Genomic DNA, 24,190 nt, shown 5'->3' with positions numbered 1-24,190 from the left:
GAGCAGATGGCGCTGGCAACCATCTTTGAGAAGATCGTCGGCACGGACGCGAACATCGCGTTCATGGCCTACGACGGCAGCAAGGCAGGACCGGACGGTGCCGACCTGGCCATCGAGGTCAAGTCCCCGATCGCGGTCGCCTACCTGGCCCAGGCACCGGGCGAACTGGGCCTGGCCAGGGCGTACATCTCCGGCCACATCGATGTGCACGGCGACATGTACGCATTGCTCGACCGCATGTGGAACATCACCACCAACGACCTGACAACGTCAGAGAAGCTGGCCGCCGTCCGCTCGCTGGGCGTCAAACCCCTGCTGATGCGCGTGCCGCCGCCCCCGCAGGAGATGCGGCAGAGCGCTCTGGCCCGGCTCGGCTCCCGCCACGCCAAGCAGCGTGACGCGGAGGCCATCCACCACCACTACGACGTCTCCAACCGCTTCTACGAGTGGGTCCTCGGGCCTTCGATGGCGTACACGTGCGCGGTCTTCCCGTCTCAGGATTCGACGCTGGAGGAGGCCCAGTACGCCAAGTTCGACCTGGTGGCCCGCAAGCTCGACCTGAAGCCCGGGATGCGCCTGCTCGACGTGGGCTGCGGCTGGGGCGGCATGGTCATGCACGCCGCCAAGCACTACGGCGTCAAGGCGCTCGGGGTGACCCTGAGCCAGCAGCAGGCCGAATGGGCTCAGCGGGCCATCGCGGAGGCGGGCCTGGAGGACCTGGCGGAAGTCCGCTTCATGGACTACCGAGACGTCCCGGAAACCGGCTTCGACGCGGTCAGCTCGATCGGCCTGACGGAGCACATAGGAAAGGCGAACGTGCCCTCCTATTTCGAGTTCCTGTACGGCAAGCTGAAGCCGGAAGGCCGGATCCTCAACCACTGCATCACCCGGCCGACCGGCAAGGAGAAGACGTTCAACAAGGGCGGCTTCATCAACCGGTACGTTTTCCCGGACGGGGAGCTGGAGTCGGTGGGCTGGCTGGTCCGGCAAATGGAGGACCTGGGCTTCGAAATCCGCCACGAGGAGAACCTCCGCGAACACTACGCGCAGACCCTCCGCTACTGGTGCGACAACCTGGACGCGAACTGGGAGGCCGCGGTCCAGGAGGTCGGCATGGGCACGGCGCGGGTGTGGGCCCTTTACATGGCAGGCTGCATAGTGGGCTTCGAACGCAACAAGGTCCAACTCCACCAGGTCCTGGGCGTAAAACTGGACGAGAGCGGCCACTCAGGCGTTCAACTCCGCCCCTCCCTCGACTGGCCCTGACCGGGTAATACGGCAACCGCTCCCGTTGCCCGATTGCAGTGTGGGCAACGGGAGCCCGGGCCAAAGGGCTTCGGAGGTGGTGCTTGTCCTCGGGGCCGCGCGCCGGTCGGTCAGCCGGCCTTCGCTGGGATCGCATGATCATGTACGAGGCGAAGCCAGGGAAGCGGCCGTGCGCGGTCCTGTCCGGCATGACCACGAGCCGCAGGGCGTGGTTGGTGCCGAACCCGGGACAGTACGGCAAGACGATCACGGCGCCGGGCCGGGATTGCTCGATCCACGAGTACGGGACGACGCGGATGCCACAGGTGACATGCACCCGGTCGAACGGCGCCCGTTCCGCGCACCCATCCGCGCCGTCCCCGACGACCAGGTTGGGGTGGATCAACAGTGGCATCACGCTGGCGGCTGGTGTCGCCGAGGGCGCGGTATCTCACTTCGTCACAGACGTGACGGCGGGAATGGTGACGGCCATCGCAGGATCCTTCGAGGGCCTAGTCGAGACCGAAGGAGTACAGTGCGATGGCCGCACACAACAGTCTGGCGCATCGGCAACGGCCGTCGAGGCAGTTTGAGACCGGGAACCCCGACTTCTGCACCAACAGCTTGTGCAGCGCTCGGCTGCGCCGTTCAGTCAGCACACAACGACTTACGTGCCGCGTCGTACAACAACTGATAGGCGCCGATCGCATCCGACTCCATCGCCAGACGGGCCGTCGCCACATGCTTTCCGGCCTGATCAAGCAGGTCTTCAGCTGGTGAATGACTTGCTGCGAAGTGTTCGTCAGATTACTGGCTGACCTCGACGGTGCGTGCGTCCCCGACGACGACAGCCGGCCGCGCTTTCCCGTCAAACCAGGCCTGGAGCGAACCGAGGGGATCAGGGGCGACGTGGGTGTCGCCCCCGGACCACCCGTTACTTCTCGTCCTTCGCCGCGACGGCGGCGGCGTGCTTGCCGCGGCTGGCGTGGTTTTCTTCCTGGTCGGCCCCTTCCTGGGGCTCAGCTGGCTGATCCTTGGGACTATGGGGCTTCGCGTGCCTGCCCACGTGCTCTCCTTTGCCTCTCAAACAGCTTAGGGTGACCGTAAGGCTACGACCCGCATACGAGCAAGCGGTTAGCCGACGGACACGCTGTGCAACTGGTGCAGGTCAAGCGGGGGCGGCGGTGCGCGGTGGGTGAGGTTCTTCAGCGGGAACCCCACCCACCGGCTCATCGCCGACCTGAACCGTTACGTGGAGAGCGGGAGGGTCAGGCCGGTCGTGGACACGGTGTTCCCGCTCGCCGACATCGCCAAGGCGCATCGGGCGCTGGATGTGGGCGGCGTTCGCGGAAACACGTCGTACGGGTCAGCCAGCGGTGCAGGCGGTTCCGTTGAGGGTGAAGGCGGCGGGTTTGGCGGTGTTCCCGTTGTGGGCGGCCTGGAATCCGAACGAGGCGGACGCGCCAGGTGCGATGGTGGCGTTGTAGGTGACGTTCCTGGCCGTGACCTGGCCGCTGGCCGGAGAGACCGTGGCGTTCCAGGCGGACGTGACCGTCTGACCGCTGGGCAGCGCGAAGGCCAGGGCCCACGAGGAGACCTGGGTGGCGCTCGTGTTGGTGATCGTCACGGCGGCCGTGAAGCCCGTGTTCCAGGTGTTCATGGTGTACGTGACCCCGCACGCGCCGGTCGGCGGAGTCGGTGACGTCGGGGGAGTCGGTGTGGTCGTGCCACCGCCGCCTCCTGACGACAGGCCGAAGAAGTCGATGACGGCGGCGGCCATCCCGCCCATCGGAAGGCTGTGTCCCACGCCCTGGATGCTGATGGCCTCGACGGGGGCGGTGGTGCCGGTGCTTCCGTACCGCGTCCTGGTCCAGTTGGACTGGGGCCGGTCGGTGAGGCTGGGCGTCTGGCTCAGTCCGTGGACGTTGGTCCACTGCTTGATCTCCTCCTGGAAGTTCGGGTAGCGCAGTGTGGTGTCCTCGGTGCCGTGCCACACCTGCATGCGCGGCCGGGCGCCGCTGTATCCGGGGTAGGCCGCGCGTACCAGGTCGCCCCACTGCTGCGGCGTCTTGGTGATCTGGCCGTTGGCGCAGGCGCTGTTCCAGCTGGAGCCGTCGGTGGTGGCGAAGCAGCCGAACGGCACGCCCATGAATGCCGCTCCCGCCTTGAACACGTCGGGGTAGTCGCCCAGCAGGACGTTGGTCATCATGCCGCCGGACGAGGCCCCGGTCACGTACGTACGGTCCGGGTCGGCGTTGTAGCGTTGCTGGACGTACCTGACCATGGAGATGATGCCCACCGGGTCGCTGCCGCCGTCGTGCCGCAGGGCCTGCGGCGAGGAGACGTCGAAGCAGGAGCCGCTCCTGGTCGCGGAGGGATAGATGACCACGAACTTGTACCGGTCGGCCAGCGAGGCGAACTCCGTCCCGGAGTAGAACGCGGGGCCGGACCCGGTGCAGTAGTGCACCGCCACCAGGACGGCGGGGCGTGCCGCGACGCCGTCGGGGACGTACAGGTGCATGCGGAGGTTGGTGGGGTTCGTGCCGAAGCCTGTCACCTCGGTCAGTTGCGCCGACGCGGCTGGTGGCGCCCTGATCAGGCCCGCGACGACCAACGTGGCCGCGGCGATCACGGCGCCTGCTATCCGGGCTTTCAGGTTCATTGCGTTCCTCTCGCCAGACATCAGGCTGAAACATTGCGAGTGTGGACAGAAACTTTCGTCCTGGCAATGTGCCTGGTGTATGCCGTTCGAGGGATGATGATTGAGCTGGGACTAGGAAGCGGTAAGGCGCTCGGGCGCATGAAAGTTTCTGCTAGAGAAGCTTCAGCACCCGTTCGGCCTGGCGTTCCAGGGCGCCGGGCGGGTTGCGGTGGGCGGTGGGCCCGTTCGGGCCGAGCATGAGGAGCCAGCCGAGCGCGATCAGCCGCCGGAACTCCCGTACGCGAGCGGCTTCCACCGGCGTCAGATCGAGCTGGGCCAGCAGCAGGTCGCTGTCGAGGTGGCCGTCGACGTGGGAGATGTGCTCGCCCACCTCGGCCAGTTCGAAGGCGCGGTCGGCGCGGCCGGAGTCCTCCCAGTCGAGGATGTGCACCTGGCCGGTGCCGGCGTCCCACAGGTAGTTGGCGAGGTTGCCGTCGGCCTGCCCGAGCACGGGCGGGAGCGGGTCGGCGACCAGCCGGTCGAGCGCCTGGCCGGCCAGCCAGGCGGTCCCGTCGGCGACGGCTCGTGCGACGCGGGGATCGTCGCCGAGGTCGGGCTTCTTGCCGGCCCAGGCGCGTACGTGTGCCAGCGCCGCGGCCGGATTCCACGCGGCGACCTGGAGCGACTCCCCGATGGGCACGCTGTGGTGGAGGCGCGTGAGGGCGGCGGCCAGCGCGCCGACCACCTCGGGGCCGGCCTGCCGGCCGCGCAGCGGGACGCCGGGCAGGCGGCTCATGACCACGGTGGGCGGGGTGGCGTCGAGGTCGGCCGTGATGGGGAGGGGGGCGAGGCCGGGGGCGTGCTCGGCCAGCAGGTTGAGCGCGGCCCATTCGCACTGCGGTTCGAGCCTGTCCCACGACCGGTACCGCTTGATCACGATTTCGTCGCGGAGGTCGATCTCGTGCGTGCTCGACTGCCGGACCGTCACGCGCCCCGCCCTTCTGCCGTGCCGTCACCTCGCCTGGCAATGGTCGAGGATAATGCCAAGATCGCGCCGCCCGATCAATCAGCCAGCTCTTCGAGAGTGCCGGCCAGGGCATCCCAGCTCTGCTCGGCATCCGGTGTACGCCCATGCGGTGACCGGAACCACTGCACGAACTCCGTCACGTCATCAAGAGCCCACCGCAACCGATAGAGCGCCAGAGCGGCAGGGTCGGGGGTACGGCCGGTGGCGTCGGCGTACCTGGCGAGGTCGTCGGGCTCCCTGGCGACCAGCCACAGGTCGCGCTCGGGCACGGCCAAGCCGACCGTGTCCCAGTCGATCAGCAGCAGCCGCTCGCCCACCCGCAGCAGGTTGCCCGGATGCGGCTCGCCGTGGGTCAGGACGGGCTCGCCCGCCTTCCCGGCCATCTCGTCGAACTCGCCCAGCCTGCGCCGCAGCATCCCCGCGTGGGCCGAGATCAGCTCCCTGGCGGGCTCGGCGAACGGCCCGCCCAGCCAGGGGAGGTCCGACTCCTGGAGGGCCTGCTCCAGCGCGGCCCGTCCCGAGAGCTCCAGCGGGCGCCGGGGAGTCGTGTACGGAGGCGGTGTGGCGTGCAGCGCGGCCAGCAGGTCGATGATCAGGCCGCGGTCGTGTGCCGGCTGCTCCTGGCCGAAATGCCCGGCGACCCCGTCCTCGAACGGAAAGACGCTCATGGCGTAACGGTGGCGGTCGAGCCTCCGGAGCGTCGTTCCGTCGAAAGCGCGCAGCGGCGCCACGACGAAGTCCAGCCTCGCCTCCTCGCGCAGGGTCGCCGCCGTGTCCAAGGCCAGCCGGAGCCCGTTGAACGCCTTCCGCCGCACGTCGGCGACCGTGACGAACCACCGCCGCCCACCCCCGTCGCCCGCGATCCAGTGGTAGTCGCCGAACCCGACCCGCGCGTAGTCGAGCGTGACGGCGTCGATCCCCCACTCGCTCAGCGCGGGTCGCAGCAGCCCTTCGTCGAACCCATCCGGCCGATCTCGCATCGGATCACGCTATCGGCCCTCGACGGCCGGCTTCACCCGGATTAACACCTCCACGGCCTGCAGCACATCGGTGACGACATGATCGGAGATCGCCCACCCAGCATCACGTGTTCCTGGCGGCGGCGACGAGTTCGTCGGTGGCGGTGCGGTAGGCCGTCGCGGCGCGCTCGAAATAGTCGAACAACGTGGCCAGCTCAGCCTCCGAATACCCCTGGAACACCTTCGCCAGCCGGTCCCTGGTCCCGGCCAGCACCTCGTCGAGCCCTTCCGGGTTCCCGGCGGACTCGACGATCACCTTGCGCCGGTCGGCGGGGTCCGGCACTCGCCGTACATATCCGCCTTTCTCCAGGCGATCGATGAGGCGCGTGGTGGCGCCGGTGGTCAACCCGGTCTGTACGGCCAGCTCGCCGGAGGTGAGCGGCCCGGTGAGGTCGAGCAGGTTGAGCGCGTAGTAGTCGGTGGCGTTGAGCCCGGCGGCCTCGGCGGCGGCCAGGCTGTTGAGCACCATCGCGCCCAGGTAACGCCGGAAGATCGCACTCGGATCGGTTGACATCCCAACTCCCCTTCCTTAATCTGATATCTGCAATTAAGCAGATAAATACTCAATGCAGACGCTGCGCAATGACAAGCTACCAGAGGGAGCGGAAATGATCAGCACTGAGACGGAACAGGCCATCAACACCCTGTTCGCCGAGTTAGAGGACTCCTGGAACCGGGGCGACGGCGAGGCCTACGGCGCCTGCTTCACGGCCGACGCCAGCTACACGACCTTCGTCGGCACCGTCTACCGAGGCCGCGCTGACCTCGCCGCCGGCCACCAGGCCCTGTTCGACGCGGTGCTCAAGGGCACCAGGATGTACAACGAGATCGTGGAGATCCGCTGCTACGGTCCCGACGCCGCCGTGGTTATCGGCAGGGGAGACGTGGCGAAGAAGCGGCCGAGCCGATTGTCGAAAGTGCAGACGTACACGCTGGTCCGCGAGGCCGACGGCGGGTGGCGCATCGCGTCCTTCCACAACACCCGGCGCAAGCCGCTGATGGAGGCGATCTCGTTCAGGTTCGTCCCGGCCAGTGCCCCGCGCCGATGACGAAAGGCGCGGGGAAACCGGGCCGGTTACCGGAGCTCGCGCTTGAGGATCTTGCCCGTGGCCGTCATCGGCAGGGAGTCGCGGAACTCGATGACCCGGGGGTACTTGTAGGCCGCCATGTTGTCCTTGGACCAGGCGATCAGCTCGTCCTCCGTGACCGTCGAGCCGGGCGTACGGATGATGTACGCCTTGATCTCCTCCCCGTGCGACTCGTGCGCGATCCCCACCACGGCCGCCAGTGACACGGCCTCGTGGGTCATGAGGACCTCTTCGAGCTCGCGCGGATAGACGTTGAACCCGCCGCGGATGATCATGTCCTTGGCCCGGTCGACGATGGAGTAGTAGCCGTCCGCGTCGCGCGTCGCGATGTCGCCCGTGCGGAACCAGCCGTCCCGCATGACCTCCGCCGTCGCCTCAGAACGCCCGTAGTAGCCCTTCATGATGTTGTGGCCGCGGATGGCGATCTCGCCGGGGCCCTCGCCCTCGATGGCCTTCCAGTCGCCGTCGATCAGCTTCATCTCCACGCCCCAGATCGGGGTGCCGATCGTGCCGGGCTTGGTGGGGCGGCCGAGCTGGTTGAAGCTGGCCACCGGCGACGTCTCCGACAGCCCGTACCCCTCCAGGATGCCGATCCCGAACGTCTGCTCGAAGCCCTTGAGCACCTCGACCGGCGACGACGCCCCGCCCGCCACGGCCACGCGCAGGGAGCGGGGCACCTCCGCGCCCTCCGCGTGGAGCTTGGTGAGCAGGCCCCAGTACATCGTGGGCACCCCGGCGAAGAACGTCACGTTCTCCGCGACCATGAGCGAGAGCGCCTGGGCCGGGTCGAAGCGCGGCACCAGGACGACGGTGGCGCCGCGCAGGAAACCCGTGTTCATGACGACGGTCTGGCCGAAGGAGTGGAACAGCGGCAGCACCGCGAGGTACGTGTCCCCGCCGTCGGAACGGGGGAACATCTTGTCGCTGACCATGGCGTTCACCAGCATGTTCTGGTGGCTGAGCTCGGCTCCCTTGGGCTGGCCGGTGGTGCCCGAGGTGTAGAGGATCACCGCGGTGTCGTCGGGCGCCGTCTGCACGGTCTCGAACTCGCTCGCCATCCCGCCGAGGGCGGCCCAGATCGACTCGCCGTACTCCGACTCCGTGGCTAAGGGGGTGGCGGGGAGCACGAAGAAGTGCTCGCAGCCCGGCGCCGCCTCGAACCCCGCCTTGCCGCGCTCGCCCAGCGGCAGCTCCGGCGTGCCCTCGAAGCAGAACAGCGCCTTGGCGTCGCTGTCGTCGAGGTGGTACGCGATCTCCCGCGACTGCAGCAGCACGTTGAGCGGCACCACCGTCGCGCCGGCCTTGAGGATGCCGAAGTAGACGAACGGGAAGTACGGCAGGTTCGGGCACGCCAGCGCGACCTTGTCTCCCTTGCCGATGCCGCGCGTCACCAGCAAGTTCGCCACCTGGTTGGCTACTGTGTCGATCATGGAGTACGGCAGCCGCATGTCGCCGAAGACGATGGCGGTGCCGTCGGGGGTGTTCCTGGCGCTGTCCTCCAGGACGATCGACAGATTGAGCATGACGCCTTCCTCCTCTGAGCGGGCTTCGGCGCCATCCTCGCAGGAGTCCATACCGACCGGTAGGGGCAAAATCCGCACCCTGCTGTGGTCCGCTGAACGCGGCCCACAGTAGGTAACAAAGGTTACAAGTGGATATGGACGCGCTCGCGGGCCTGGAGTAAGCAAGTAGCAAATTTACTCACCCCTTGGAGGGGTCATGGAGTACGACTACGTGATCGTCGGGGCCGGATCCGCGGGGTGTGTACTGGCCAACAGGCTCTCGGCCGATCCGGGGGTCTCGGTGGCACTGGTGGAGGCGGGCGGGCAGGACGACAAGCTCGAGATCCGCATGCCGGCGGGCTTCGCCAAGCTGTTCAAAACGGACTACGACTGGAACTACGCCACGGCCAAGCAGAGCGAGATGTCCGGCCGCGAGCTCTACTGGCCTAGGGGCCGCGTGATCGGCGGCTCGTCCTCGCTCAACGCCCAGATGTGGGTACGCGGCGGCCAGCGGGACTACGACCAGTGGGGCATCCCCGGCTGGTCGTACGATGAGGTCCTGCCGTACTTCACCAGGGCCGAGAACCGCGTCGGCAGCAACCAGGACGGCGTCTACGGCACCTCGGGCCCGCTCTACATCTCCGAGTTGCGCAGCCCCAACGTCACCACCGCCGCGTTCCTCAGGGCCTGCGAGGAACTCGGCTTCGCCCGGCTCGGCGAGCTGAACGGGCGCTCCAACGAGGGCTGCAGCCCCACCCCCGTCACGCAGAGCCGTGGCCGCAGGTGGAGCTCGGCCGACGCCTACCTGCGCCCGGCCAAGGCCAGGCCCAACCTCGAGGTGATCACCGGGGCGACCGTGGACCGGGTGACATTCGAGGGCAGGCGCGCGACGGGGATCGAGCACAGCGGGGGCGCGCAGGTCAGGGCCAGGCGCGAGGTCATCCTGTCCGCCGGAGCGATCGGGTCGCCGTACCTGCTCATGCGCTCCGGCGTGGGCGCGCCCGGCGAGCTGCGCGACGCGGGGATCGCGATCGTGCACGAGCTGCCCGAGGTCGGCAAGAACCTCCAGGACCATCTCTCGACCGGCGTGTACGTCGAGTGCAAGCAACCGGTGACGCTGACCAAGGCCGAGTCGATCGGGAACCTGCTGCGCTACATCGTCCTGCGCTCCGGCATGCTCACCACGAACGTGGGCGAGGCGGTCGCGTTCATCAGGACCTCGGCCGAGGAGCCCGCGCCGGACGTCGAGCTGATCTTCGCTCCAGGCCCGTTCATCGACCACGGGCTCACCCCGCCGACGGGTCACGGGCTCACCGTCGGGGTCGTGCTGCTGCAGCCGGAGAGCCGGGGCAGGATCGGGCTCAGCGGCAGGGACGTGGTCATCGACCCCGGCTACCTGGCCGCGGAAGGCGACGTCAAGCGGCTGGTCGCGGGGCTGAAGACGGCCAAGCAGGTGTTCGCGACGGCCGCGATGAAGCCGTACGCGGGCGGGCCGATGGCGCCGTACTGGGCGCCGGAGAGCGACGACGAGCTCGCCCAGTGGATACGCGAGCGCGGCGAGACCCTCTACCACCCGGCGGGCACCTGTCGCATGGGCGTCGACGACGCCTCGGTGGTGGATCCGGCGTTACGGGTACGCGGCGTCGAAGGGCTCCGAGTCGTGGACGTGTCGATCATGCCGACGCTGAACCGCGGCCACACCCACGCCCCCGCCATCATGATCGGCGAGAAGGGGGCCGATCTGATCGGGAGCTCTTGACGTAAGTGGGCACTTGCAGAAGGCTTGGATGGTATGACGCTGTCCACGGACCTGGACCTGTCGCAGATCCCATTCTGGGGATTGCCGCAGGCCGAGCGCATGGAGGCCTTCCGTAAGCTGCGCCGGCTGGAGCGCCCGGTGTTCGTGCCGGAGCAGACGGTGCCGTTCGTCGGGGGCGGTCCCGGCTTCTACGCCCTCGTCCGCCACGCCGACGTGACCGAGGCCAGCAGGAACGCGGCCGTGTTCAGCAGCGAGCCGTGCTCCAACAGCATCCCCGACATGCCACGCTGGCTGAGCGTCTACTTCGGCTCCATGATCAACATGGACGATCCGCGGCACGCCAGGTTACGGCGGATCGTCTCCAGGGCGTTCACGCCGCGCATCTTGGCGAAGATGGAGGAGGACCTGGCCACGGCGACGGCGGAGATCGTGGATCGGGCGATCGAGGAGGGGCCGGGCGACTTCGTGGCCCAGGTCGCCGCAAGACTCCCCGTACGGGTCATCTGCGACATGATGGGGATTCCGCCGAAATTTCATGACATGGTGTTGCGGCGGACCAACGTCATCCTCGGCAACGCCGACCCCGAGTACACCGGCATCGACCCGAACTTCAGCCGCGTCAACGTCGCCCGCGGCCTGGCCAAGCTGCTGCGCGCCGGGTTCTCGCTCAACCGGCTGGCCGCCCGCCTCGGCGACGAGCGCCGCAAGCGGCCCACGGGCGACCTGGTGAGCCTGCTGGTCAACGGCGACGAACGGCTCACCTCACAGGAGCTGGGCTCGTTCTTCATCCTGCTGGTGGTGGCGGGCAGCGAGACCACCCGCAACGCGGTCGCGTACGGGCTCAAGCTCTTCACCGACCACCCGGACCAGCGGGAGCTGCTGCTGGGCGACTTCGACCGGCACATCGTCACGGCCTGCGATGAGATCGTCCGGTACGCCACGCCGGTGATCCAGTTCCGCCGCACGCTCACGCGGGATCATGAGCTGAACGGCACCGCGTACCAGAAGGGTGACAAGGTGTTGCTCTTCTACAACTCGGCCAACCGCGACGAGGCCGTCTTCACCGACCCGGACATGTTCGACATCACCCGCGACCCCAACCCGCATGTCGGCTTCGGCGGCCCGGGACCGCACTACTGCCTGGGCGCCCACCTGGCACGCAGGGAGATGACCGTGATGTACCGCGAGTTGTTCACCCGGCTGCCGGACATCAGGGCCGTGGGCGAGCCCGACTTCCTGCTGTCCAACTTCATCAACGGCGTCAAGCACCTGCGCTACGCGTTCTGACCCACACCGCCAGCGGCGCGTACGCGTCCATCCCGTCTCATCGAGAGGGCCTCGAAGTAGTGGTATTCCTGGGGCGGGCCGAATGCTAGGTTTCGCAGTCATGGAGATCAGGACTATCCACGCCAATGGGGTGGAGTTCGCGTATCTGACGGTGGGCGAGGGGCCGCTGGCCTTGTGCCTGCACGGCTTCCCCGACACCGCCCACACCTGGCGGCACCTGATGCCCGCGCTGGCCGAGCGCGGCTACCGCGCGGTTGCGCCGTTCATGCGCGGCTACGCGCCCACCGAGATCCCCGCCGACGGCGCGTACGAGGCCGCCGCGCTGGTCGCCGACGTCCGCGCCCTGCACGAGGAGCTCGGCGGCGACGCGGACGCGGTCGTCATCGGTCACGACTGGGGCGCCTACCCCGTCTACCACACCGCCTCCCGCTTCCGCCGCGCCGTGGCGCTCGCGGTGCCGCCGACCGGGGCGCTCGCCGGTGGCTTCCTGGAGTACGAGCAGCTCAAGCGCTCGTTCTACGTCTTCCTCTTCCAGACCGCCGTCGCCGAGGCGGCCGCCGCCCGGCCCGGCTTCCTGGAGAACCTCTGGCACGACTGGTCGCCCGGATACGACGCGAGCGAGGATCTGGAGTTCGTCCGGCGCAGCATCGGCGAGCCCGCCAACCTGAGCGCGGCCATCGGCTACTACCGGGCCATGCTCGGCACCACGCCGCCGTCGGGCCGCTACCCGGCCGTCGAGCCCGGGGTCACGGGCCCGGTCCTCTACCTGCACGGGGCCCAGGACGGCTGCCTGGGCGCCGAGCTGGTCAAGGACGCGCTGAGCCACCTGCCCGCGGGCTCGCGGACCGAACAGGTGGCGGGCGCGGGACACTTCCTCCACCTCGAACGGCCCGGCGAGGTCAACCGGCTCATTCTGGACTGGCTCGGCCCGGCCTCCTGACGTTCGATTTCCGCAGCACCGCGATCACCGGGTGCTGGCCCGACAAGCTCACCCGGACCGCCTCCTCCACCACGAACCCGTGCGGGATCCCGTCGTGGACCAGCGCCACGGCCAGCCCGTCGGCGGCCAGCACCCGCCGCACCTCCCGCCACAACAGGCCGCCGTCCCGGGCGAGCAGCCCTCGCGGCGGCACCTGGCGTCCCCAGGGCGGGTTGACGAGCACCCGGTCCGCCGTGCCGCCAGCGACGGGGATCCGGCCGGCGTCCGCCACGGCCCACCCGAAGGGGCTTTCAACCGCGCCGGCGCCCGCGTGAGCCGTCCGCACGCCGGCGGTGCGCGCGTTGGCGGCGGCGGCTTCGAGCGCGGCCGGGTCGTGGTCGAAGCCCACCAGCCGCAGGTGGGGTGCCAATGCGTGGGCCTCGATCAGCGTGGTGCCCGCGCCGCAGCACGGGTCGAGCACTGTGCGCGCGCCCCCGAGCCGGGCCAGTTCGGCCATGGCGGCGGCCACCGGCGGGTGCAGCGTGCCCCGGATCGAGGCCGTCTTGTACGACCGGCGGTGCAGCGGCCGGTCGGCCAGCCGCACCGCGATGACCGCCTGGTCGCCCTCGATCGTGACCCGCCACGACATCGCCCCCTGCGGCGGCCGCACCCCGTCCCTCCTGGAGTGGTACGGCTGCCGCAACGGCCGGGCCAGCTCGGCCCCGACCGCGTCCTCGATCTCGAACCTGGTGTAGTTGCGCCGCCCGACGAACGACGCCGACACCTCCAGCCCGTCGCCGGACCTCGCCGACCGCCCCACGCCGGATTTCGCCGGCCCGCCCGCGCCCGACCTCGCCAAGAGACCTACGTCGAGCTCCCGGGCAGCTCTGGCCAGGCGGCGCAGGGCTGAGCGGCCGTGGCCGACCCCGTCCACCACGGCGGCTGCCAGCAGCACGTCGTCCGCCGTGCGCAGCCCCAGCAAGTCGGCCCCGGACGAGGCCTCGAACCAGACCTCGCGATGGCGCACCCCACGCACCACACCGAGCCTGGAACGCCGAATCTCCGTGGCCACCAGGGGCTCGATGCCATGCACCGCCCTGGCCACGGCAAAGGTATGCACGTGTCCTTCTCCCACGTCGCGACCCGGGACGGCGGTCGCAGCCGTCCCGCATCGCCGGCGGTGGGTCGTCCGCGACCCGCCGGCGGGTCGCTAACGCAGGAAGAAGAAGGTCATGAAGCACACCCTAGGGCCCGCCAGACGGCACGAGCCACAGGTTTTCCGAGCACGTACGTACGGTGTACGTAACAACCATTGACGTAAGTGGGCTGCTTTTCGAATGATGGCTTCATGAGCGTTCTTGACTTCGACCTGTCCGACCGTGACTTCTGGGCCAGGCCCATGGACGAGCGCGAGGAGGCGTTCGACCGGTTGCGATCGCGTGCGACCCCGTCCTTCTTCGAGGAGCCGGAGGTTTCCTTCGCGCCCAAGGGCCCGGGCTACTACGCGCTGGTCAAGCACGCCGACATCCTCGAGGCCAGCCGCAACCCCGAGGTGTTCTGCTCAGGCGACGGCGGTGCGACGAACATCCCGGACATGCCCGCCGAGTTCGCCGAATACTTCGGCTCGATGATCAACATGGACGACCCGCGCCACGCCAGGCTGCGCAGGATCGTCTCCCGCGCGTTCACGCCCAAGATGATCAAGCAGTTCGAGGCGGACGTGGAGACGGCGGCCGTCGGCATCGTGGACGACCTCCTGGCCAAGGGGCCGGGCTGCGACTTCGTGACCGAGGTCGCCGCGCGGCTCCCGCTGAAGATCATCTGCGACATGATGGGCATCCCCGAGAGCGACTACCAGTTCGTCTTCGAGCGCTCCAACGTCATCCTCGGCGGCTTCGACACCGAATACGCCGGCGACGACCCCGACCAGATGGTCGAACGCTTGCTCAACGCGGGCATGGACCTGCAGCGGCTGGTGCAGGACCTGGCCGCCCACCGCGCCGGCAACCCCACGAACGACCTGACGTCATCCCTGGTCAACGCCAACATCGACGGCGAGAGGCTGACGTCGCAGGAGCTGGGCTCGTTCTTCATCCTGCTGGTCGTGGCGGGCAACGAGACCACGCGGAACGCCATCTCGTACGGCCTGCGCCTGCTCACCGAGAACCCCGGCCAGCGCGCCGTGTGGCTGGAGGACATCGACGGGCGCGCGCCGGGGGCCGTGGAGGAGATCGTCCGGCTGGCCTCTCCGGTGAACTTCATGCGCCGCAAGGTCACCAGGGACTTCGAGATGAACGGGCAGCTCTACCGCAAGGGCGAGAAGGCGGTCCTGTTCTACTGGGCCGCGAACCGGGACGGGGCCGTGTTCGCCGACCCGTACCGCTTCGACATCACCCGCAACCCCAACCCCCACGTCGGGTACGGCGGCCCGGGCCCGCACTTCTGCCTGGGCGCCCATCTGGCCAGGCGGGAGATCACGGTGATGTTCCGCGAGCTGCTGCGCCGCGTGCCGAACATCGAGGGCGGCAAGCCCGACCGCCTGCACTCCGCCTTCATCAACGGCATCAAGCACATGGAGTGCGCCTTCTAGCCGCCCTTAGGACTGCGCGGTGAGCTTGAGCTGGTTCATCACCGTGCGGATGTCGGGCATGAGCTGCTTGCTCTCCGACGGGATCGACATGTACACGATGGCCGGGACCTGGGCGCCGGTGTTCACGGCCATCGTGACGATCGTGGCCTTGTCGGTGCCCGACGTCAGCGAGTACGCGATCAGCCGCCCCGTCGAGTCGCCCACCTTGATGGGCTGCTGGGCGATCTTGCGTACCTTGTTGTCCGCCGGGAAGAAGCGCTTGCGGGCGGTCAGCACCACCTGCTTGATGACCGGCTCCAGGTTGTCCTGCTCGTAGTACGAGGCCAGCTTGGGCGACAGCGGGCCCGACAGGAGCTGGGCGAACTTCTCCGGCGCGACCTGGACGTACTGGCGGGTGTCGAAGCCGTAGGTGGCCTTGACCGTGGCGCGCTGGTCGAGTTGCCAGGTGCCGCCCAGCCGCGGGACCGAGATGCCGGCGGCGGCGTCCGGGACCCGGCCGACGACCGGAGCGGCCTTGCCCGGGTATTTCGGCAGCGGGCCGATCGAGGTCGAGGTCCTGGTGGCGCTCGGCTTCTGCGAGGCGGTGGAGTTGCCCTCGGCGGCGTTCGAGCTCGTGGGGTCGTCACTCGCCAGCGGCCCGGCCAGGAACGCCCACAGCAGCGCGGCCACCAGCGCGATCGCCACCGAGCCGCCGAGCGCGTAGATCCAGATGGGCTTGCCCCGCTCCTCGTCGTCCAAGGAGTCCTGGTCGTCCATGGCCTGGTAGTTGTCGCCGAAGACGGTGTTCCAGAGCTCCTGCTGGCGCTCGGGCGGCGGGGTGCGGGAGCCGCTGACCTGGCCCGCGGTCACGAACGGGCGGTCGGGGTCGGAGGGGTCGCGGCTCAGGTTCGAGCCGGGGCGGGGGCCCTGGTCCTCGGCCGGGAGCGCGCCGGTGTGGGCGGACTCCATGGGGGTGGAGGGCACGGCGCGGTCGTTGAGCAGGTTCTCCGAGTGCTGGTTGTAGGCGGTCGTTCGCTCGCCGGACGGGTGGGCCTGGGGCGGCTGCTGCGGCCCGGACGGCGGGCCCTGCGGCGGGGCGTCGAGCGGGGTGGACTGGTTGTACATGACCGTGTGCTCGGCGGAGTCTCCCGGATGGCGCTCGGCCTGCGGCCAAGGGGCGGGGGAGGCGAGGTTCGACCAGGCGTCGGGGGAGGGCGGCGGCGGTTGCGACCACGCGGGGACCGGGTCGGGGACCGACGGCGGCTCGGGCCGGGCGGAGTGCCGCGCGCTGCCCTGCGGCGACGCTTCCGGCCAGGAGACGGGTACGTCCTGCGCGGACGTGTCGGGCCACGACGTCGGTACGTCCTGACGGGGCGTGTCGGGCCACCCGGCGTCCTGACGGGGTGCGTCCACCCGCCCGGCGTCCTGACGGGATGCGTCGGGCCATCCGGCGTCCTGGCGAGGCGCCTCCGGCCAGGAGGGCGCGGCGTTCTGCGGCTGCGCATCTGGCCACGGTCCCTGCGGTGAGGTGTCCGGCCACGAAGACGGTCCGGCGGTGCCTTGCGGCGGCCACGACGAGGGCCCGGCGGTGCTTTGTGGTGGCGTTTCCGGCCACGAAGAGGGTCCCTGCTGTGGCGTGTCCGGCCAGGAGGAAGGGCCCGCGGCGTCGTGCTGCGGGGAATCGGGCCTGGAGTGGCGGGACGGCTCGGGCCAGGAGTCGTCCTTGCGCGGTGGCTCGGGCCAGGAGGGCTCCTGGTGGCCGGAGTGCCTGGGGGCTTCTGGCCAGGACTGCGGCAGGTGTGGTCCGGAATTCTCCGCTGCCATTGCTGCCGGCCCTCCCGAGGTTGTGTCCGGATATCCCGTTATATCCGGATTTGACGTACCAGGCATGATCTCATGGGATTTTCCAGGAGATGCTGGTGGTTCCGCAGCGAAACGAGCGAAGCCATGAGGATCGGTCGGCGGATCCTGCAGCGGCAGGTCGGCCTCCGGTCGATCAGGCTCAGCTGGGTACACCACGGCGACAAGGCTATTCTTGTGGGACGAATGAGGTCACAACGGATACATCACCATCAGGTCTCGCTGGACCTGAAGGGTCCATTGTGCCCGTGGACCTCGATCGAGTATCTGCATTCAGCCGAAGACGTGCGCTACGCTTGATACGTGCGTTCCGCGACCCTGCTTCTTAGCGGGCCGCGACGGCCCTAGAAGGTTCTCGCCGTCGCGGCTCCACCCCTCGTTGTGTGCGCGAGGGGTTTTCTTATGGGTCCGAGTCAAGCCAGAAGGACAGTAGCCGTGAGTGAGTACGATCCGCAGGCGCTGCAGGCCAAGTGGCAGCAGCGATGGGAGGAGCAGGACACCTATCGCGCGAGCGAGGACGCCGACGACCCCCGGGAGCGGCGCTACATGCTCGACATGTTCCCCTACCCGTCGGGCGACCTGCACATGGGGCATGGCGAGGTGTTCGCCATCGCCGACGTCATCGCGCGCTACTGGATGCAGCAGGGCTACAACGTCCTGCACCCGATCGGCTGGGACTCCTTCGGCCTGCCCGCGGAGAACGCCGCGATCAAGCGCAACGCCCACCCGGCCGAGTGGACCTACGCCAACATCGAGACGCAGGCCACCTCGTTCAAGCGCTACGGCATCTCCTTCGACTGGTCGCGCCGCCTGCACACCAGCGACCCCGACTACTACCGGTGGAACCAGTGGCTGTTCAACCGGTTCTTCGAGCGGGGCCTGGCCTACCGCAAGGGCGGCCTGGTCAACTGGTGCCCCAACGACCAGACCGTGCTGGCCAACGAGCAGGTCGTGGCGGGCAAGTGCGAGCGCTGCGGCGCCGACGTCATCCGCCGCGAGCTGACGCAGTGGTACTTCAAGATCACTGACTATGCGCAGCGCCTGCTGGACGACATGGAGGAGCTGAACGGCTGGCCGGAGCGGCTGCTGACCATGCAGCGCAACTGGATCGGCCGCTCCGAGGGCGCCGACGTGCTGTTCGAGATCGAGGGGCGCGAGGAGCCGGTCCACGTCTACACCACGCGGCCCGACACCCTGTTCGGCGCCACGTTCTTTGTGGTCGCCGTGGACGCCGCGCTGGCCGACGAGATCGTCACCGACGAGCACCGCGCCGAGTTCGAGGCCTACCGTGCCGAGGTCGCCAAGCTGAGCGACATCGAGCGGCTGTCCACCGACAAGGAGAAGACCGGCGTCTTCCTGGGCCGCTACGCGATCAACCCGGTCAACGGCGAGCGCATCCCGGTCTGGGCGGCCGACTACGTGTTGTCCGACTACGGCCACGGCGCCATCATGGCGGTGCCCGCCCACGACCAGCGCGACCTGGACTTCGCGGTGAAGTTCGGGCTGCCGGTCAAGGTCGTCGTGCACACCGGGCTGGCCGATCCCGGCGAGACCGGCGAGGCCACGCCCGGCGAGGGCACGCTGGTCAACTCCGGGCCGCTGGACTGCCTGAGCAAGACCGAGGCCATCGCCAAGATCATCGAGGTTCTGGAGGTCGAGGGCAGGGGCACGGGCGCGATCAACTTCCGGCTGCGCGACTGGCTGCTGTCCAGGCAGCGGTTCTGGGGCACGCCGATCCCGATCATCCACTGCCCCGACTGCGGTGAGGTGCCCGTCCCCGACGAGCAGCTGCCGGTCACGCTGCCCGACCTGCGCGGCGACGCGCTGGCGCCCAAGGGCGTCTCCCCGCTGGCCAGCGCCACCGAGTGGGTCAACGTCGAGTGCCCCAAGTGCGGCGGCGCGGCCAAGCGCGACACCGACACGATGGACACCTTCGTCGACTCGTCCTGGTACTTCCTGCGTTACTGCTCGCCCGGCTACACCGAGGGCCCGTTCGACGTCGAGCAGGTGCGCAAGTGGGGCCCGATCGACCAGTACGTCGGCGGCATCGAGCACGCGGTGCTGCACCTGCTGTATTCACGGTTCTTCACCAAGGTCCTGCACGACATGGGCATGGTCGACTTCACCGAGCCGTTCCTGCGCATGCTGAACCAGGGGCAGGTGATCAACGGCGGCAAGGCCATGTCGAAGTCCCTCGGCAACGGCGTGGACCTGGGCCAGCAGATCGACGACTTCGGAGTCGACGCCGTACGCCTGACCATGGTGTTCGCCGGGCCGCCGGAGGACGACATCGACTGGGCGGACCTGTCGCCCGCCTCTTCGCAGAAGTTCCTGGCCCGCGCGCTGCGCGTGATGTCGGAGGCGGCCGGCGAGCCCGGCGTGCCGTTCGAGCGCGGCGAGGTCAAGCTGCGCAAGGTCACGCACCACACGATCGACGAGGTCACCAAGCTGGTCGAGTCCCACCGCTTCAACGTGGCGGTGGCCCGCATGATGGAGCTGACCACGGCGACGCGCAGGGCCATCGACTCCGGTCCCGGTGCCGGTGACCCCGCCGTGCGCGAGGCCGCGGAGACGCTGGCGATCATGTTGTCGCTGGTGGCCCCCTACACCGCCGAGGAGGGCTGGGAGCGGCTGGGCCGCACCGGGTCCGTCGCGTTCGCCGGGTGGCCGGTGGCCGAGCCGGAGCTGCTGGTGCAGGAGTCGGTCACCTGCGTGGTGCAGGTGGCGGGCAAGGTGCGCGACCGGCTGGAGGTCTCGCCCGACATCTCCGAGGATGACCTGCGGGCGCTGGCCCTGGCCTCGGAGAAGGTGGCGCCCTACCTGACGAACGCGCCCCGCAAGGTGATCGTCAGGGCGCCGAAGCTGGTCAACATCGTCCCGTAGCTAGAGGTTGCGCAGAGCCGGCAGCAGCTCCTTCTCCGCCCAGTCGAAGAACGGCTGCTGCTGGTCGTGGCCGATCTGGACGAGTGCCACGTGCGTGTACCCGGCGTCGGTGAACTTCCTGAGCCCCGCCACGACCGCGTCCACGTCGTTGCCGCACGGCACGTTCCTGGCCACGTCATCGGGGCGGACCGTGCCGGTCGCGGCCGCGAAGTTCACCGGTGAGGGCAGCTCGGCCATGACCTTCCAGCCGCCGCAGGCCGCCCAGCTCCACAGCTTGTGCGCCCGCTCCTTGGCGGCCTCCGGGTCGGTGTCGTACGCGATCGGGAGCTGGCCGTAGACCGGCTTGCCCTGGCCGCCGGCCGCGTTGAACAGCTTGACCACCTCCGGCATCGGCTCGTTGACGACCAGGACGTCGGCGTACTCGGCGGCGATCTCCGCCGACTGGCCGCCGGAGGCGGCGATGCCGATCGGGACCGGCTCGTCCGGCAGGTCGTAGAGCTTGGCCGAGTCCACGTCGTAGAACTCGCCCTGGTGGGTGATGTACTCGCCGCTGAACAGCTCCCTGATGATCTGCACCGCCTCGGCGAACATCCGGTGCCTGGTGTCGACGGGCGGCCATCCCTCACCGATGACGTGCTCGTTCAGGTTCTCGCCCGCACCGAGGCCGAGCGTGAACCTGCCCCCGCTCAGCACCCCCATCGTGGCCGCCTTCTGCGCCACCACGGCCGGGTGATAACGCATGATGGGGCACGTCACGTACGTCATGAGCGGCAGCCGCTGGGTGACCTGGGCCGCGGCGCCGAGCACCGACCAGCAGTAGGGTGAGTGCCCCATCTCCTCGACCCACGGGAAGTAGTGGTCGGAGATGACCGCGTAGTCGAAGCCGACGCGCTCGGCCGTCGCGGCGTAGTCGACCAGCTCGCGCGCCGGGGTCTGCTCGGACATCAGGGTGTAGCCGATTTGCACCATGCGGTCGGGGCTACCCGGGTGTGTCCGGATTAGCGTCCAGGGAGTGGAGATCCTCGATGGCGAGCTCCGCCGGCCCTCGCCCGGCTTGACCGTTCGAAGGACAGCACAGGTGGGCTGGGCGGAGAATTCTTGGGCTGACCTTGGCATTTAGCATTAGTGTGCACCTGTGACAAATGGCGCATACCTGAGATATCCGCACCTGCACGGTGACCTGGTCACCTTCGTCGCCGACGACGATGTCTGGCTGGCTCCGCTGACCGGCGGGAGGGCCTGGCGGTTCACCGCGGACCGCGTACCGGTGTCTCATCCGAGGTTCTCGCCCGACGGCACCCGCATCGCGTGGAGCGGCGGCAGAGAGGGCGCGCCGGAGGTGTTCGCGGCCGAGATCGACGGGCCCGAGGGGGAGCGGCTGACCTACTGGGGCAGCGCCACGACCGGCGTGCGCGGGTGGACCGGCGAGGGGGACGTGCTCGCGATCACCTCGGCGGGGCAGAGCGAGCGCAGCAGGAACTGGGCCTACGCGGTGCCGCTCGACGGCGGCCCGGCCACCCGCCTGCCGTACGGGTGGGTCAGTGACGTCGCCGTCAGTGGCGCCAAGGTCGCCACCGTGTCGGCGTTGTGGCGCGAACCGTCGCAGTGGAAGCGGTACCGGGGCGGCACGGCGGGCAAGATCTGGGTCGACGCCGGCGGGGACGGGGAGTTCACCAGGCTGTTCGCCGACAGCACGGCCCAGTACTGGTCGGTCAGCTGGGTGGGGGACCGGATCGTGTTCCTGGCCGACATCGACGGCATCGGGAACGTGTACTCCGCCCTGCCCGACGGGTCCGACCTGCGCCGGCACAGCTCCCATGCGGAGTTCTACGCCCGTCACGCGGCCGGCGACGGGGAGCGGGTGATCTACGGTCACGCCGGGGATCTGTGGTTGCTGGAGAGCCTGGACGCGGAGCCGTACCGGCTGGACGTGCGGCTCGGCGGGCCGCGTCCCGGGCGGGCCAGGCGGCCCGCGCCCACGCGGGTCGGCTCGTACTCGCCGGACACGACCGGGCGAGCCAGCGCGGTGGAGATCCGCGGGACCGCGCACTGGGTGACCCACCGCGACGGGCCCGCGGGCGCGTTGCGGGTGCAGGCGGGCGTCCGGGTACGCCTGCCGCGCGCGCTCGACGCGGACGGGAAGGCCGTGTGGGTGTCCGACGCCAGCGGGGAGGACGGGCTGGAGATCGGCACGCCCGGCGGCGAGGTCAGGACGCTGGCCGCCGGGCAACTCGGGCGGGTGCTCGAACTGGAGGCATCGCCCGACGGCAAGCACGTGGCAGTGGCCACGCATGACGGGCGGCTGCTGGTGGTCGACCTCGAGTCCGGAAATATCCGGGAACTGGATCGGACCACGCAGGGGGACGTCAGCGGGCTGACGTTCTCGCCCGACTCGGGCTGGCTGGCCTGGGAACATCCGCATCACGAACCGCTGTCGCAGATCAAGATGGGGCGGGTGGACGGTACGTCGGTGATCGACGTGACGCCGGTGCGGTTCGCCGACTACGACCCGGTGTTCAGCAAGGACGGGAAACATCTGGCATTCCTGTCGGTGCGCACGTTCGATCCCGTTTACGACGCGCACGTCTTCGACCTGTCGTTCCCTGCCGGGTGCAAGCCGTACATCGTGCCTCTGCAGGCCGCCACGCCGTCGCCGTTCGACCCCTCGTTGCAGGGGCGCGGGTTCAACGGCGAGGACGACAAGCCCGGCAAGGAGGAGAAGAAGGACGACGCGCCGCCGCGTACCGAGGTCGATCCCGAGGGGCTCGCCTCGCGGGTCGTGCCGGTGCCGGTGCCCGCCGGGCGGTATCACAACCTGCGTACCGCGAAGGACGCGCTGTTGTGGCTGCGCTACCCGCTCGCGGGGCAACTCGGCGACGGGACCGAGTCCACGAACGAGATCGTGCTGGAACGCTACGACCTCAAGAAGCGCGCCAAGACCGAGCTGGGCAGGGAGGTGCGCTCGTTCGAGGTCAGCGGCGACGGCACCAGGCTCGTCACCAACGGCAAGAACGGCCTGCAGACCCGCGCCGCCGGGGAGGGCGACGAGGTCGTCACCATCGACCTCGACCGGATCACCGTGCAGCTCGACCCGGTCGCCGAGTGGCGGCAGGGCTTCCGCGAGGCGGGGCGGCTCATGCGCGACCACTTCTGGCGCGAGGACATGAACGGCGTCGACTGGCAGGCCGTGCTCGACCGCTACGAACCGCTGGTCGAACGCATCGGCGCCCATTCCGAGCTGATCGACGTGCTCTGGGAGACGCAGGGCGAGCTGGGCACCTCACACGCCTACGCCTACGGCAACGGCGGCGGCTACGACCCCCGGCGCCGCCAGGGCCTGCTCGGCGCCGACCTCTCGCGTGACGCCGACGGGGTGTGGCGGGTCACGCGCATCCTGCCCGGCGAGTCCTCCGACCACGCCGCCCGCTCGCCGCTCCTCGCGCCCGGCGTGGCCGTCCGTCCGGGCGACGCGATCGTCGCGGTGGGCGGGCGTCCGGTGGATCCGGTACGCGGCCCCCTCGCCCTCCTCGCCGGCACCGCCAACCAGCCGATCGAGCTGACCGTGCGGCCCGCCGCCGGTGGGGACCCGCGCCGGGTCGTGGTCAGCCCGATCGCGGACGAGTCGCAGCTGCGCTACCACGACTGGGTGGAGAGTCGCCGGGCCCACGTCAGGGAGGCGTCCGGCGGCAGGCTCGGATACCTGCACGTGCCCGACATGGTGGCTTCCGGGTGGGCGCAGTTCCATCGGGACCTGCGTACCGAGATGGCTTATGACGGGCTGGTCGTGGACGTGCGGGAGAACGGCGGCGGGCACCTGTCTGAGCTGGTGCTGGAGAAGCTGTCCCGCAAGGTCACCGGGTGGGCGCGGGCGCGCGGGTACGAGCCGATGCGGTATCCGGAGGACTCACCTCGGGGGCCGATCGTGACGATCACCGACGAGTTCGCGGCCTCCGACGGTGACATCGTGAGCGCCGGGATCAAGAACCGTGGCATCGGGCCGCTGGTGGGGACCCGGACGTGGGGCGGGGTGATCGGGATCGACTCGCGGTATTCGCTGGTGGACGGGACCCGGGTCACGCAGCCTCGGTACTCGTTCTGGATCGACGGGCAGGGGTGGGGGGTGGAGAACCACGGGGTGGAGCCGGACATCGAAGTGGTGATCACACCGCAGGACCGGGTGGCGGGGCGGGATCCGCAACTGGAGAAGGCGATCGAGCTGGCTCTGGCCGCCCTTGAGGAGCACCCGGCCGCGACTCCGCCCGACCTGCCGCCGCTGCCCTGACACTGGCTCGCGTCCGTCTGGTCGCCATCCTGGCGCGCGTCGCTGACGGCGCGTGCCAGCTCACCACGGCGGCTACGACGTCCACTCCGGACCATGGCCGTTCGGCCGA

Annotated in this window: 17 protein-coding genes and 2 pseudogenes; 9 read left to right on the top strand and 10 right to left on the bottom strand. The window is 69.3% G+C overall.

Annotated features, from left to right (window positions below; genetic code table 11):
- Nucleotides 1–6: 6 nt before the first annotated feature.
- Entirely contained in the window at nucleotides 7–1,266 is a 1,260-nt protein-coding gene (locus tag ACFLIM_RS22625; protein ID WP_393168443.1) for a class I SAM-dependent methyltransferase, read from the top strand.
- Nucleotides 1,267–1,510: 244 nt separating this feature from the next.
- Here ACFLIM_RS22625 and ACFLIM_RS22620 read toward each other — a convergent pair.
- Both ACFLIM_RS22620 and ACFLIM_RS22615 read right to left on the bottom strand, forming a co-directional pair.
- Nucleotides 1,511–1,660 (bottom strand): annotated as a pseudogene (locus ACFLIM_RS22620) (methyltransferase domain-containing protein); the annotation flags it as partial.
- Between the two features lie 519 nt (nucleotides 1,661–2,179).
- The gene (locus ACFLIM_RS22615; protein ID WP_393168442.1) at nucleotides 2,180–2,311 is read right to left on the bottom strand and encodes a hypothetical protein; all 132 of its coding nucleotides are present in this window, start codon (nucleotides 2,309–2,311) and stop codon (nucleotides 2,180–2,182) included.
- Between the two features lie 84 nt (nucleotides 2,312–2,395).
- On the opposite strand from ACFLIM_RS22615, the pseudogene ACFLIM_RS22610 reads away from it, so the two are divergent.
- Nucleotides 2,396–2,584: pseudogene (locus tag ACFLIM_RS22610) on the top strand (zinc-binding dehydrogenase); the annotation flags it as partial.
- A gap of 27 nt (nucleotides 2,585–2,611) precedes the next feature.
- Here ACFLIM_RS22610 and ACFLIM_RS22605 read toward each other — a convergent pair.
- From ACFLIM_RS22605 to ACFLIM_RS22590, 4 genes are all read right to left on the bottom strand, one after another.
- Nucleotides 2,612–3,907 carry an extracellular catalytic domain type 1 short-chain-length polyhydroxyalkanoate depolymerase gene (locus tag ACFLIM_RS22605; protein ID WP_393168440.1) on the bottom strand — a complete coding sequence of 432 codons (1,296 nt, stop codon included), beginning with the start codon at nucleotides 3,905–3,907 and terminating at the stop codon, nucleotides 2,612–2,614.
- 151 nt (nucleotides 3,908–4,058) lie between these two features.
- Nucleotides 4,059–4,874 (bottom strand): aminoglycoside phosphotransferase family protein, encoded by an 816-nt coding sequence (locus ACFLIM_RS22600; protein WP_393168439.1) that lies wholly within the window; start codon nucleotides 4,872–4,874, stop codon nucleotides 4,059–4,061.
- A 74-nt stretch (nucleotides 4,875–4,948) separates the two neighbouring features.
- Nucleotides 4,949–5,893 (bottom strand): phosphotransferase family protein, encoded by a 945-nt coding sequence (locus ACFLIM_RS22595; RefSeq protein WP_393168437.1) that lies wholly within the window; start codon nucleotides 5,891–5,893, stop codon nucleotides 4,949–4,951.
- Between the two features lie 103 nt (nucleotides 5,894–5,996).
- Complete coding sequence (locus tag ACFLIM_RS22590; RefSeq protein WP_393168435.1) at nucleotides 5,997–6,446, bottom strand: MarR family winged helix-turn-helix transcriptional regulator; 450 nt, start codon at nucleotides 6,444–6,446, stop codon at nucleotides 5,997–5,999.
- A 94-nt stretch (nucleotides 6,447–6,540) separates the two neighbouring features.
- On the opposite strand from ACFLIM_RS22590, the gene ACFLIM_RS22585 reads away from it, so the two are divergent.
- Nucleotides 6,541–6,981, top strand: a complete 441-nt coding sequence (locus ACFLIM_RS22585; RefSeq protein WP_393168433.1) for an SgcJ/EcaC family oxidoreductase — start codon at nucleotides 6,541–6,543, stop codon at nucleotides 6,979–6,981.
- Between the two features lie 26 nt (nucleotides 6,982–7,007).
- Here the strand turns inward: ACFLIM_RS22585 and ACFLIM_RS22580 are convergent, their stop codons facing one another.
- Nucleotides 7,008–8,543, bottom strand: a complete 1,536-nt coding sequence (locus ACFLIM_RS22580; RefSeq protein ID WP_393168431.1) for a long-chain-fatty-acid--CoA ligase — start codon at nucleotides 8,541–8,543, stop codon at nucleotides 7,008–7,010.
- Nucleotides 8,544–8,739: 196 nt separating this feature from the next.
- Here ACFLIM_RS22580 and ACFLIM_RS22575 point away from each other — a divergent pair, with 196 nt between their 5' ends.
- From ACFLIM_RS22575 to ACFLIM_RS22565, 3 genes are all read left to right on the top strand, one after another.
- A complete protein-coding gene (locus tag ACFLIM_RS22575; RefSeq protein WP_393168429.1) occupies nucleotides 8,740–10,281 on the top strand; it encodes a GMC family oxidoreductase in 1,542 nt (513 codons plus the stop codon).
- 33 nt (nucleotides 10,282–10,314) lie between these two features.
- The gene (locus tag ACFLIM_RS22570) at nucleotides 10,315–11,568 is read left to right on the top strand and encodes a cytochrome P450 (protein ID WP_393168427.1); all 1,254 of its coding nucleotides are present in this window, start codon (nucleotides 10,315–10,317) and stop codon (nucleotides 11,566–11,568) included.
- 100 nt (nucleotides 11,569–11,668) lie between these two features.
- Nucleotides 11,669–12,508: an alpha/beta fold hydrolase gene (locus ACFLIM_RS22565; RefSeq protein WP_393168425.1), complete on the top strand. Its 840-nt coding sequence runs from the start codon at nucleotides 11,669–11,671 to the stop codon at nucleotides 12,506–12,508.
- Here the strand turns inward: ACFLIM_RS22565 and ACFLIM_RS22560 are convergent.
- Nucleotides 12,477–13,607, bottom strand: a complete 1,131-nt coding sequence (locus ACFLIM_RS22560) for a TRM11 family SAM-dependent methyltransferase (protein WP_393168423.1) — start codon at nucleotides 13,605–13,607, stop codon at nucleotides 12,477–12,479. The two genes, ACFLIM_RS22565 and ACFLIM_RS22560, sit on opposite strands and share 32 nt — an antisense overlap.
- A 228-nt stretch (nucleotides 13,608–13,835) precedes the next feature.
- Between ACFLIM_RS22560 and ACFLIM_RS22555 the strand changes: the two genes are divergently transcribed.
- On the top strand, nucleotides 13,836–15,077 hold the full coding sequence (locus ACFLIM_RS22555) for a cytochrome P450 (RefSeq protein ID WP_393168421.1): 1,242 nt from the start codon (nucleotides 13,836–13,838) through the stop codon (nucleotides 15,075–15,077).
- A gap of 6 nt (nucleotides 15,078–15,083) precedes the next feature.
- Here the strand turns inward: ACFLIM_RS22555 and ACFLIM_RS22550 are convergent, their stop codons facing one another.
- Nucleotides 15,084–16,469 carry a hypothetical protein gene (locus ACFLIM_RS22550; RefSeq protein ID WP_393168419.1) on the bottom strand — a complete coding sequence of 462 codons (1,386 nt, stop codon included), beginning with the start codon at nucleotides 16,467–16,469 and terminating at the stop codon, nucleotides 15,084–15,086.
- An 849-nt stretch (nucleotides 16,470–17,318) separates the two neighbouring features.
- On the opposite strand from ACFLIM_RS22550, the gene leuS reads away from it, so the two are divergent.
- Entirely contained in the window at nucleotides 17,319–19,799 is a 2,481-nt protein-coding gene (gene leuS, locus ACFLIM_RS22545) for a leucine--tRNA ligase (protein ID WP_393168417.1), read from the top strand.
- Here the strand turns inward: leuS and ACFLIM_RS22540 are convergent, their stop codons facing one another.
- Nucleotides 19,800–20,768 carry a TIGR03557 family F420-dependent LLM class oxidoreductase gene (locus ACFLIM_RS22540; RefSeq protein ID WP_393168415.1) on the bottom strand — a complete coding sequence of 323 codons (969 nt, stop codon included), beginning with the start codon at nucleotides 20,766–20,768 and terminating at the stop codon, nucleotides 19,800–19,802.
- Between the two features lie 166 nt (nucleotides 20,769–20,934).
- Between ACFLIM_RS22540 and ACFLIM_RS22535 the strand changes: the two genes are divergently transcribed.
- Nucleotides 20,935–24,081 (top strand): S41 family peptidase, encoded by a 3,147-nt coding sequence (locus ACFLIM_RS22535; RefSeq protein WP_393168414.1) that lies wholly within the window; start codon nucleotides 20,935–20,937, stop codon nucleotides 24,079–24,081.
- Nucleotides 24,082–24,190 lie beyond the last annotated feature (109 nt).

It is taken from the genome of Nonomuraea marmarensis (genome assembly GCF_043197025.1).
Taxonomy (GTDB): Bacteria; Actinomycetota; Actinomycetes; order Streptosporangiales; family Streptosporangiaceae; genus Nonomuraea; species Nonomuraea marmarensis.
This window is presented reverse-complemented; position numbering and strand designations above follow the sequence as displayed.